We start from the raw sequence: 11330 nt of genomic DNA, 5'->3' as shown, positions 1-11330 counted from the left end.
TTACAATGTTTTCACCTAAAACGCTCATGAAAAACAGATTTATTTATCTTGTTCACACAATGGTTTAACAAAAACGACACCCATGTCCCATGGTTGTTCGATCCATGTGTCTTGTGGAATATCAACTACGTAGTCATCAACTAATGGACGGCCTGCAGGTTTTGCAAAGATGGTGACAAAATGTGCTTTAGGGTACATGTTACGGATAGCTTGAGCTGTGCCGCCTGTATCTACTAAATCATCGATGACAATATAGCCTTCACCATCACCTTCTGCGCGTTTAATCACGGTTAATTCGCGCTGGTTATTATGGTCATAGCTAGAAATACAAACGGTATCAACGTTACGAATACCAAGTTCGCGTGCAAGCAGTGCTCCAGGAACAAGGCCACCACGGCTAACCGCGATAATACCGGTCCATTGCTCTACTGGTAATAAACGTTGTGCGAGTTTACGGGCATGTATTTGCAACATATCCCACGTTACGACATATTTTTCGCTCATAAAATTCGGGTCCCGACTGCTGAGTAAATCTGAAAAGTGTCTTGCGGAAAAAAGGTTGCGCGAGATTATAGTGATTTGGCCGGTTAAAAACCAGCAAAAAGCACCATTAGCCATTAATTATTATCATTTACACTGTCCATTGCTCAAAAGAAAGTGTTATCCTGAGTTTATAAAAGAGGCAGCCTTTAATTCGAAACTTCAGGCTGTTAGGTCATAATTACAGCAATATTCCTTTTAAAATTGAAGCTGAAATTAACGTTGGTTGCCAATCAGCTCCTACTGGGTTATTCAGGATATTATCCCTAAATAGTTCAATTTGTAGCTAGGCGGCAAATGAGTGAATCTTAGGAGCATACATAAGTATGTGACTGGGATTATGAATGAAGCCAACAACGCTACAGATTGAAATATAAAGGGAAAATAAAAGGAGAGAGACGTGTCTGAGCTAGCTACATTATCCCCCCAACCGCTATGGGATATCTTCGCTAAAATCTGTTCTATCCCACACCCTTCGTATCACGAAGAAGCCTTAGCCGCGCATATTGTTGATTGGTCAAAACAAAAAGGCTTTCACGTTGAACGTGATGAAGTAGGCAATATTCTGATCCGTAAACCTGCTACGCCTGGTTATGAAAACCGTAAAGGTGTTGTTTTACAAGCTCACTTGGACATGGTGCCACAAAAAAATAACGACACGGTACATGACTTTAAAACAGATCCAATTCGTCCCTATGTTAATGGTGAGTGGGTTACTGCTGAAGGCACCACTTTAGGTGCTGATAACGGCATTGGCTTAGCTTCTGCTTTGGCTGTTCTTGCTGACGATAGCGTTGAGCATGGGCCAATGGAAGTTCTCCTGACCATGACCGAAGAAGCCGGTATGGAAGGTGCTTTTGGCTTGAAAGCAGGCTGGTTACAAGCAGATATTTTGATAAACACCGACTCCGAAGAAGAAGGTGAAATTTACATGGGTTGCGCTGGTGGTGTTGATTTTACAACCACGTTTGACCTGACTCGTGAAGCATTACCACAAGGCTATAAAACCTTCACAATGACCCTAAAAGGCCTAAAAGGTGGTCACTCCGGTGGTGATGTACATTTAGGTTTAGGTAATGCCAATAAGCTGTTAGCTCGTTTTCTAGCAGGGCACGCGGAAGATTTAAGCCTAAAATTATTAGATTTTAGAGGGGGTACTGTTCGCAATGCGATTCCTCGTGAAGCCTATGCCATTATTGCTGTTCCAGCAGACAAAGTTGCTGAATTAACGGCACTGAGAACGCGCTATGAAGATATTCTGAAAAATGAATTAGCTGTTGTTGAGCCTAACCTTGTTCTGCTACTTGACGAAACGCAAAGTGAGCTAAAAGCCCTTTCTGATGATTGCCAAAAGCGTTTTGTTTTCTTCTTAAATGCAGCACCGAACGGTGTAATTCGCATGAGCGATGTGGCTATTGGCGTGGTTGAAACGTCACTTAATGAAGGTGTGGTACGCCTAACTGAAGATAAAGCAGAAATTATCTTTCTTGTTCGCTCACTTATCGATAGCGGCAAGAACTACGTTGTTAACATGCTGACATCTATCAGTAAATTAGCACAAGCCCAATATCGAGCAGAAGGCAGTTACCCTGGTTGGCAGCCCGATGCAGACTCACCAGTGATGCATTTAGTCAGCGATACCTACAACAAACTATTCGGTAAAATTCCTAATGTGATGGTGATCCACGCAGGCCTTGAGTGTGGCTTATTCAAAAAGCCTTACCCAGACATGGATATGGTTTCAATTGGGCCAACTATTCGTGGTGCGCACTCCCCTGATGAGCGTGTGCATATTGCAAGCGTTGGTGAGTATTGGAAATTATTAACTGCGGTTTTAAAAGCAATTCCAGTTAAAGAATAAACAACTAATTAATTGTAAATCAAACACCTATCATACGATGGGTGTTTTTTATAATTCAAGTAATAATTGCCGTTCAAGCTGAGGACTTTGCAGCATCACATGCAAACCAACTAACCGAACGCCACGCCCTAAGCGGCGGTTATCCCAAGCTTTTTTCGCTATTTGTACCAAATCTTGTTTATTGAGAACTGGATATACATGTTCTTGTGTCGTTTGCTGAAAGTCTGCAAATTTAAATTTTACACCTTGGCGAGCAATACGAAGGTCAGGCTTTACCTTTGCTAAACGCAGTTGGAGTTCATCGTATAATTTATCCAACAACGGCAAGCAATCTTCCCATTGATAGATATCTTCTGTAAGTGTACGTTCAACTCCTACCGATTTCCTAAGCCTATCAGGGTTAATCGCACGTTCATCGATACCATGGCAACGCTCCCAAAGTACCTGCCCAAATTTCCCCATGCTTTTAATCAACGCAACTACATCATATTTTTGAACATCGGCACAAGTCACCAACCCCATATCCGCTAATTTTTGGGCTGTTACCTTACCCACTCCTGGTATTTTTTTTAGCGGCAATTTAAGAACGAATTGATCGATATCTTGTGGTGTGATCACGAATTGGCCATTCGGTTTGTTCATATCGGAAGCAATCTTTGCCAAAAATTTTATTGGAGCGATCCCCGCTGAAGCAGTGAGCTGTAATTCATCAAAGATTTGCTTACGGATAGCCTCAGCAATTAACGTTGCAGAGCCGTGTAATTGCGTACAATCCGTAACATCCAAATAAGCCTCATCAAGAGAAAGCGGTTCTATGAGGTCTGTGTAACGCGCAAATATTTTTCGAATATGAAGAGAGGTTTCTTTATAAAGTGCCATATGCCCAGGAACCACTTTCAAGTGAGGGCAAAGCCTAAGTGCAATCGCTGTAGACATCGCACTATGAACACCGTAGCGACGTGCTTCATAATTTGCAGTACTAATCACTCCTCGGCGATCTGCGCTACCTCCCACCGCAATAGGTACATTGCGAAGGCTTGGGTCGTCACGCATCTCGATGGCGGCATAAAAGCAGTCCATATCAATATGAATAATTTTACGCACGAGTATACCCTAACAATCAATCAACTGTTTAAATATACAGTATCTTTAATAGCCATGCAATTATTATCAGACCACCATAAATGGATGAATAACAAGCTAACTTAATGATAACTAGGTAATTCATCATATTGCAATAATCATCTGCCAATCTATCCAATAAAGATTTTATTTAAAGTTTGTCTTAAAAATAAGTGTTAATACTTACTTTTAAACAAAAAAGTAATAAAAAGAGTTGTTTTACCAACGACAATACCTTGAAAAACTATTTATGGATCATCTCTATGGCAATTACATCAACATCAAAATATTTTAAATTTATGGCAACTCTCATAATACTGTTTGCTAGCCAAACCGTTTTTGCACTATCCCCTAAAATTGTTGCTCACCGTGCAGGAACGGCTGATGCACCAGAAAATACAATTTATGCAATTGATTTAGCGAAGAAAAATAATGCTGATGCTATTTGGCTTACCGCTCAGTTAAGTAAAGATAATCAACTCGTTTTATATCGTCCAAGTGACTTAAGCTCACTTACAGACCATGAAGGTCCTGTATCAAAATATAATGCCCTGCAACTTAACCGTATAAATGCTGCATATAAATACAATATAAAAAATAACCTGCAACTACCTATGCAAGATACTACTATTAGTAGACTAGAAACTATTTTAAAAAAATACCCTGATACGACTTTTTATATTGATTTAAAATCACCTGATGCAGACCCTAATATCCAAGCACAAGCTATCCTTGCATTACTAGATAAAACTAATTCATTTAGCCAAGTACGTTTTTATTCCACTAATGATGAATTTTTAAAAGCGCTAAAATCCCTTTCATCAAAAATTTCACTATTTGAAAGCCGTGATGAAACTCGGACTATGTTGGCAAATATCGTAATGAACCATCAATGCTCAATAGAAAATGACAAAACCACCACTCGTTGGTATGGCTTTGAGCTACATCGTAAGGTTGAAGTAGTTGAAAAATATACATTAGGTGAGGCACGCTCACCAGCTACCCTTTCATGGGATAAAGAGGCCATCGACTGTTTTAGAAAAAATGGTAATGCCTATATCATTGTCTTTGGTGTTAATAATGACAGTGACTACCAACTCGCAAAAGAAATTGGTGTTGATGCTGTAATGGTTGATTCCCCAAAAGCATTTAAAAAATAATCTAATAACATCTCCTAAGCTATTATTACTTTAATAATAGCTTAGGAATTAAATCACATCTTAAAAACATTCTTTTCATCAATTAATAATAATTGTTCTTAATTTACCGCTATAGAAAACTTGATATATTTAATCCGTCACAAAAATTCTATTTAAAATAATTTAAAAAAGGTTTTATATGTCAAATATTGGAACAATGATTGTCGAGAATTATTGGAATGAAACATTAAGGAAAGTTGAAATACATTATCATAATAGTGATAACCCCTATGATAATGTGTTTATATTTTATAATCTAGCACATGCCACATCTAGCTCTAACGTAAATTCATTCCCTTACTCAACAACAGGTAAAAGTGCTTGGAAAGCTAAAATTACTACGAAAAATAATGAACTGTGGAGTAGTGGTGATTTTTTACCTTGCCAAATTAACAACAATGATAATGGAAAGGTCACGATTAGATTTGATGGTGAGACAAAAAGCATGCATGTTAATTACCCTGTCTCTGTTTCATGTGCTAAGAAAATGCAATTAATTTAGACTGTATAACGGGAAAGTAATATTTGGAGATGTCTAATAACTATATTTAGACATCTCCGGCTCATTACTAGTTATAGAACCGTTAAATATTACTATTCAAATAATACGGTTTTTATCCAGTATTTTTTGGCGGGCTTCTTCACGTGCCATACGCTTTTTACGTGCATCGCAAGGCTCAGGGCAATCACACACTTTATCAACACCAATACTGCTTAACCCGCCGCAGCTACCTTGGATACTCTTACGCTTAATAATATATCCAAGTGACATGCCTAAAAAGGCCAGCAAAAACAGTACAAAGGCTGCAATAAAAACATTTAGCATCTTTTATCCTCCCAAAACTACTGTTTTTTAGTTAAAAATGGTTCGAATGCCTTAGTATAACGCTCTTCAAAACCTTTATCTGTCTTAACAATCATAAAAACAGGAATATTCATTTTTTCAGCTAAATCAAAGCCAACTTCAGGCCCTAAAACATTTAGCCCCGTAGATAGGCCATCAGCACTCATGCAATTTTCTGCAATCACCGTAATAGAAACTAAATTATGAGTGATTGGCTTGCCTGTTTTTGGGTCAATGGTATGAGAAAAACGAACACCATCTTGCTCGAAATAATTACGGTAATCTCCTGATGTAGCGATAGAACGGTCACCTGGTTCAATAATCTCTTGTGCTGTTTGGCTTACCCCATCCGCGACAGGTTTTTCTATTGCAATACGCCATGGTACTTCTTTACCATTTGTTCCTTTCGTACGCACTTCACCACCAATATCAACCATATAATTATTGATATCCAATGATTCTAAATATTCAGCAACAACGTCAACACCATAACCTTTAGCAATTGAGGAAAGGTCGACGTACAGCTCAGGGATCGTTTTAATTAGGTTATTATCCTGAACCGAGAGTTTCTCGATACCAGTCCAGGCTCTACGCTTAGCCAACTCTTCATCAGAAGGCGCTTTAGTCACTCTTCCTTCAGGGCCAAAACCCCATAAATTAACTAAAGGCCCAACCGTTACATCTAATGAACCATTAGTAAGCTTATTAATTTCAATGGCTTTTTTAACCACAGTTGCGGTTGCTGCAGAAACTGGGAACGGCGTATTCACTTCTTTAAATTGATTAAAACGACTTAATTCTGAATCTGGGCGATATGTTGACATTTGGTCGTTAACTTCTTCCAAACGTTTATCTATTTCGGCTTGAATGACTTCAGGCTTTGGCTCCGAAGAATCTGTAACATATTTAACCGAATAGTACGTCCCCATCGTTTGCCCCTGAAGATTCTGTTGTTCAGGTCCACCACAGGCAGTAAGAAACAGAGCTGCAACAAATAGCAGTATTGGGGTATAAATTCTTTTACTTAGCATAATTTTCTCCGCGTCAATCATGAGCGCATTTTGTTAAGGCCGCCCAGACTATTAACACACTTTACATCGTCACCCATGCAGAGAATGTTCCAGTCAAAATAATTATAAATCTACCTATTAAGCGCTAACTAATTAGCACTTAATAGATTTACTAAAATCACAAAGAGGGAAAATATTTTCCCTCTTTAAAGTGTTACTGTCTACTGACTTTGATAAGTCTAATAAAATCAGCTAAGTTGCTTAACCACCGAAGTCATCCAACAGGATATTTTCATCTTCAACACCGAGGTCTTTCAACATTTTAATCACAGCAGCATTCATCATTGGAGGTCCACACATATAGAACTCACAATCTTCTGGCGCTGGATGGTCTTTTAAGTAGTTTTCATATAAGACATTATGGATGAAACCTGTATAACCATCCCAATTATCTTCAGGCATAGGGTCTGAAAGCGCGACATGCCATGTAAAGTTTTCATGTTCTGCGGCAAGTTGGTCAAAATCTTCAGTGTAGAACATTTCACGGACTGAACGCGCACCATACCAGAAACTGATCTTACGTTTAGAATCCAAACGACGCAGTTGGTCAAATATGTGAGAACGCATTGGCGCCATTCCCGCACCACCACCGATAAACACCATTTCTGCTTCCGTTTCTTTAGCAAAGAATTCACCAAACGGCCCAGAAATAGTGACTTTATCCCCTGGCTTTAATGACCAAATATAAGAAGACATGATCCCCGGTGGGACATCTGGATTACGAGGTGGTGGCGTAGCAATACGCACGTTTAGCATGATAATGCCATACTCTTCCGGGTAGTTTGCCATCGAATAGGCGCGAACAGTTGGCTCTTTAACCTCAGATACATAACGGAACAGGTTAAATTTATCCCAATCTTCGCGGTACTCTTCTGGTACATCAAAATCTTCGTATTTGACAACATGTGCCGGACATTCAATCTGAATAAAACCACCCGCACGGAAAGGAACTACCTCTCCTTCTGGAATTTTCAGTTTAAGCTCTTTAATGAAAGTGGCTTTGTTATCATTAGAAATAACTTCACACTCCCATTTTTTCACACCAAAAATTTCTTCTGGAAGCTCAATTTTTAAATCTTGCTTAACGTTGACCTGACACGCTAATCGGCAGCCTTCTTTTGCTTCACGTTTGTTGATGTGTGAAAGCTCAGTTGGCAGAATATCACCACCGCCTTCTTTGATTTTCACACGGCACTGACCACAAGAGCCACCGCCGCCACATGCTGATGAAACAAAAATACCTTGGTTTGATAGCATGCCTAACAGTTTGTCGCCCGCCGGAGCTTCAAAACTTTTGTCTGGATCGCCATTAACTTCAACTTTGATGTTCCCTGTATTGACTAGCTTGGATTTAGCAAACAGGATTAAACCTGTCAGCACCAAGACAATCAGGGTAAACATCACGACACCTAAAATAATAATTTCCATGAATTCTTCTCGCCTTTATAGCTGCACACCGGAGAAGGACATAAAGCCCAATGCCATTAAACCGGTTGTCACAAAGGTGATACCTAACCCTTTTAGACCCGATGGAATATCTGAGTACTTCATCTTCTCACGGATAGCCGCCAGCAATACGATTGCGAGCATCCAACCGATCCCCGAACCGAACCCATACACAATCGATTCGCTAAAGTTATAATCACGCTGAGCCATGAAAGAAACACCACCGAAAATGGCACAGTTAACGGTAATCAATGGCAAAAAGATACCTAACGCGTTATACAGTGACGGGAAGTAGCGGTCTAAAATCATTTCAAGAATCTGAACTAACGCGGCAATAACACCGATAAAAGTGATGAAGTTCAAGAAGGATAAATCGATACCTTCGGCAATCGCACCATCACGTAACACCAAGTTGTATACTAAGTTATTGGCTGGGACAGAGATCCCCAGAACTACCGTTACAGCGATACCCAGTCCAAAAGCGGTTTTTACATTCTTCGACACCGCAAGGAAAGTACACATTCCCAAGAAAAACGCTAATGCCATATTTTCAATAAAAATGGCTTTAACAAACAGGCTAATATAGTGTTCCATGTGATTAGTCCTTCTCTACCTGAGCTGGTTTCAGAGTACGTAGTCCCCAAATCAGCATACCAATGATAAAGAATGCACTTGGCGCGAGGAGGAACAAGCCATTTGGCATGTACCAACCACCGGTTTGTAGTGATTCAAAAACTGTGATACCAAACAATTTGCCGGAACCAAATAACTCACGGAAAAAGCCGACTAAAACAAGGATCACACCATAACCAAGACCGTTACCAATACCGTCCATGAAGCTTTCAATTGGTGGTGCTTTCATTGCGTAAGCTTCAGCACGTCCCATGACGATACAGTTAGTAATAATCAAGCCAACAAATACAGAAAGTTGTTTTGATATTTCATAGGCGTATGCACGTAAAATTTGGTCAACGACAATAACTAAAGACGCAATAATCGCCATTTGAACAATAATACGCACACTACTCGGAATATAGTTCCTGATGAGTGAGATAAAGAAGTTAGAAAAAGCCGTTACTAAGGTTACAGCAATCGTCATAACGAGTGCGGTTTCTAACTTCGTTGTCACTGCAAGTGCAGAACAAACCCCTAATACCTGTAAAGCAATTGGGTTGTTATCAAATAGCGGCCCAAGTAGGACGCGTTTTACTTCTTTTGAATCAGCCATTATTCAGCGCTCCTTCACGTACTTTTTTCAGGAACGGACCAAAACCGTTATCCCCTAACCAGAAATCAAACATATGTTGGATCCCGTTCGATGTTAGAGTCGCACCTGAAAGGCCGTCGATACCGTATGGGTTATCTGTAGCACCACCGCGCACGATTTTAATTGCCGGAACCCCCTGTTCATTGAACAGCTTTTTACCTGGCCATTGTGCTTTCCACTGAGGGTTATCAACCTCACCACCCAGCCCTGGTGTTTCACCATGTGCGTAGTAAGTAATACCACGAGAGGTAACACCATCTACATCTACCGCAATAAAGGCATACATGACAGACCACAAACCAGAACCGTAAACAGGTAAAATAATTTGTGATACTTTTCCTGCTTCATCTTTAACCAAATAGATTTCAGCGCTATTGGCACGACGGCGGATTTTTGCAATATCCTCTGCAGGAGAGAGTGCAATACTCGTTTCTTCGCTGCGTAGCTCGCTATTTAAGTCATAACGGCTAGTGCTATCAGATAATTCATTAGTTTTAAAATTCAAAAGTTTAGGTTCGATGCGATCCTTATACACATTTTGAACTTCCTCAGCGGTCATTTTAGGCTGTAGCAACCCAGCAACACTTAAAATGTTACGTTGAGTATCTAACTGAATCTGTTCTTGCTGCTGTGGTTTTAAACCAACGGCAGCACCTGCGACGACAATAGAGCACACTAGACAAAGAATAAAAACAACTAGAAATGTTCTGCCGACGCTATCGTTATTAATTGGTTTTTCATTAGCCACGAGCTTTTCTCCGCTTAATATTTGCTTGAACGACCAGATAGTCAAACAGAGGAGCAAACAGGTTGGCGAATAGGATCGCCAGCATCATCCCTTCTGGATAAGCTGGGTTAACAACCCTGATAAGAACACACATTACACCGATCAGAATGCCGTACGCCCATTTACCTTTGTCTGTGAATGAAGCTGATACTGGGTCTGTCGCCATAAAAATCATACCGAATGCGAAGCCACCGAGTACCATGTGCCACCACCATGGCATAGCAAATAACGGGTTGGTATCAGAGCCAATCGCGTTGAATAGGTAGGACATTGCAATCATACCAACCATCACACCAGCGACAATGCGCCATGATGCAATACGGAAGAACATGATAAGAGCCCCACCAATAAACAGCATCAGAGTTGACACTTCACCAATTGAACCTGGCATATTACCTAAAAAGGCTTGCATCCAAGTAATAGGCTCATGAGTCACTGTGTTCATTAGCGCATGCTCACCACCTGTTGCCCATTGTGATAATGGTGTTGCACCAGAGAAGCCATCTGCAGCGGTCCAAACTAAGTCACCTGATATTTGAGCAGGATAAGCAAAGAATAAGAAAGCACGTCCAGCCAATGCCGGGTTTAAGAAGTTACGCCCAGTACCGCCAAAAATTTCTTTCGCAATAACAACCCCGAACGTGATACCTAATGCAGCCTGCCATAAAGGAATGGTTGGCGGCACAATTAAGGCAAATAGAATCGAGGTAATAAAGAAGCCTTCGTTTATTTCATGGCCGCGGATCATGGCGAATAACACTTCCCAGAAACCACCGACTAAGAAAACGACTGCATAAATAGGAAGGAAATACACTGCACCCAGCAGCATTTTACTTCCCCATCCCGCATCCATCGAAAGTGATGCGCCTAAAAACTGCGCTAAGCTATAATGCCAATCACTAGCTAGAACTTGCTGTAATTCAGCCCCGCTATATAATTGATGCAAAGCTGGGATGGCTTGGTTACCAACGTTATACATTCCCCAGAACATAGCTGGGAAAACCGCTAGCCACACCAATATCATCATACGTTTCAGGTCAATAGTATCCCTGACATGAGAACGCCCTTTTGTTACCGTACCCGGCGTGTAAAAAACAGTCGAAACTGCTTCAAATAACGCATAGTATTTTTCTAGCTTTCCACCGGGCTCAAAATGGTGCTCATACTTTTCAAATAAATTTTTCAGACCCATGG

The 11330-nt window shown here is 40.4% G+C and carries 12 protein-coding genes; 3 read left to right on the top strand and 9 right to left on the bottom strand.

The window, feature by feature from the left end:
• Positions 1-39: 39 nt before the first annotated feature.
• Complete coding sequence (gpt, locus tag P3L40_RS05090; RefSeq protein WP_036958965.1) at positions 40-504, bottom strand: xanthine phosphoribosyltransferase; 465 nt, start codon at positions 502-504, stop codon at positions 40-42.
• A 436-nt stretch (positions 505-940) separates the two neighbouring features.
• Here gpt and pepD point away from each other — a divergent pair, with 436 nt between their 5' ends.
• On the top strand, positions 941-2401 hold the full coding sequence (gene pepD, locus P3L40_RS05085) for a beta-Ala-His dipeptidase (protein WP_004264782.1): 1461 nt from the start codon (positions 941-943) through the stop codon (positions 2399-2401).
• Positions 2402-2449: 48 nt separating this feature from the next.
• Here the strand turns inward: pepD and dinB are convergent, their stop codons facing one another.
• Positions 2450-3505 (bottom strand): DNA polymerase IV, encoded by a 1056-nt coding sequence (gene dinB / locus P3L40_RS05080; RefSeq protein ID WP_036958912.1) that lies wholly within the window; start codon positions 3503-3505, stop codon positions 2450-2452.
• A gap of 281 nt (positions 3506-3786) precedes the next feature.
• On the opposite strand from dinB, the gene P3L40_RS05075 reads away from it, so the two are divergent.
• Both P3L40_RS05075 and P3L40_RS05070 read left to right on the top strand, forming a co-directional pair.
• Positions 3787-4683, top strand: a complete 897-nt coding sequence (locus tag P3L40_RS05075; protein WP_181488604.1) for a glycerophosphodiester phosphodiesterase family protein — start codon at positions 3787-3789, stop codon at positions 4681-4683.
• A gap of 178 nt (positions 4684-4861) precedes the next feature.
• A complete protein-coding gene (locus tag P3L40_RS05070) occupies positions 4862-5224 on the top strand; it encodes a hypothetical protein (RefSeq protein ID WP_210852687.1) in 363 nt (120 codons plus the stop codon).
• Between the two features lie 96 nt (positions 5225-5320).
• Here the strand turns inward: P3L40_RS05070 and nqrM are convergent, their stop codons facing one another.
• The 7 genes from nqrM to P3L40_RS05035 form a co-directional block, all read right to left on the bottom strand.
• Positions 5321-5548 (bottom strand): (Na+)-NQR maturation NqrM, encoded by a 228-nt coding sequence (gene nqrM / locus P3L40_RS05065; protein ID WP_004264769.1) that lies wholly within the window; start codon positions 5546-5548, stop codon positions 5321-5323.
• Between the two features lie 17 nt (positions 5549-5565).
• Complete coding sequence (locus P3L40_RS05060) at positions 5566-6597, bottom strand: FAD:protein FMN transferase (RefSeq protein ID WP_036958908.1); 1032 nt, start codon at positions 6595-6597, stop codon at positions 5566-5568.
• 240 nt (positions 6598-6837) lie between these two features.
• A complete protein-coding gene (gene nqrF, locus P3L40_RS05055) occupies positions 6838-8064 on the bottom strand; it encodes an NADH:ubiquinone reductase (Na(+)-transporting) subunit F (protein ID WP_004264766.1) in 1227 nt (408 codons plus the stop codon).
• Between the two features lie 15 nt (positions 8065-8079).
• Positions 8080-8676, bottom strand: coding sequence for an NADH:ubiquinone reductase (Na(+)-transporting) subunit E (nqrE, locus tag P3L40_RS05050; RefSeq protein WP_004264764.1), 597 nt, complete (start codon positions 8674-8676; stop codon positions 8080-8082).
• A gap of 4 nt (positions 8677-8680) precedes the next feature.
• Entirely contained in the window at positions 8681-9310 is a 630-nt protein-coding gene (locus P3L40_RS05045) for an NADH:ubiquinone reductase (Na(+)-transporting) subunit D (RefSeq protein ID WP_004264762.1), read from the bottom strand.
• Positions 9303-10097, bottom strand: coding sequence for a Na(+)-translocating NADH-quinone reductase subunit C (locus tag P3L40_RS05040; protein WP_110592315.1), 795 nt, complete (start codon positions 10095-10097; stop codon positions 9303-9305). Before P3L40_RS05040 ends, P3L40_RS05045 begins: the two co-directional genes overlap by 8 nt.
• Positions 10090-11328, bottom strand: a complete 1239-nt coding sequence (locus P3L40_RS05035; RefSeq protein ID WP_004264756.1) for an NADH:ubiquinone reductase (Na(+)-transporting) subunit B — start codon at positions 11326-11328, stop codon at positions 10090-10092. Before P3L40_RS05035 ends, P3L40_RS05040 begins: the two co-directional genes overlap by 8 nt.
• Positions 11329-11330 lie beyond the last annotated feature (2 nt).

This window comes from Providencia sp. PROV040 (genome assembly GCF_032706145.1).
Taxonomy (GTDB): domain Bacteria; phylum Pseudomonadota; class Gammaproteobacteria; order Enterobacterales; family Enterobacteriaceae; genus Providencia; species Providencia hangzhouensis.
The sequence above is the reverse complement of the archived record's forward strand: the minus strand, read 5'-3'. Positions and strand labels throughout refer to the sequence as shown.

Bases quoted from the DNA above. Each gene is read 5' to 3' on its own strand.
- nqrF (WP_004264766.1), bottom strand. From the start codon at position 8,064: ATGGAAATTATTATTTTAGGTGTCGTGATGTTTACCCTGATTGTCTTG.
- nqrM (WP_004264769.1), bottom strand. From the start codon at position 5,548: ATGCTAAATGTTTTTATTGCAGCCTTTGTACTGTTTTTGCTGGCCTTT.
- P3L40_RS05045 (WP_004264762.1), bottom strand. From the start codon at position 9,310: ATGGCTGATTCAAAAGAAGTAAAACGCGTCCTACTTGGGCCGCTATTT.
- gpt (WP_036958965.1), bottom strand. From the start codon at position 504: ATGAGCGAAAAATATGTCGTAACGTGGGATATGTTGCAAATACATGCC.
- P3L40_RS05035 (WP_004264756.1), bottom strand. From the start codon at position 11,328: ATGGGTCTGAAAAATTTATTTGAAAAGTATGAGCACCATTTTGAGCCC.
- P3L40_RS05060 (WP_036958908.1), bottom strand. From the start codon at position 6,597: ATGCTAAGTAAAAGAATTTATACCCCAATACTGCTATTTGTTGCAGCT.
- nqrE (WP_004264764.1), bottom strand. From the start codon at position 8,676: ATGGAACACTATATTAGCCTGTTTGTTAAAGCCATTTTTATTGAAAAT.
- P3L40_RS05070 (WP_210852687.1), top strand. From the start codon at position 4,862: ATGTCAAATATTGGAACAATGATTGTCGAGAATTATTGGAATGAAACA.
- P3L40_RS05075 (WP_181488604.1), top strand. From the start codon at position 3,787: ATGGCAATTACATCAACATCAAAATATTTTAAATTTATGGCAACTCTC.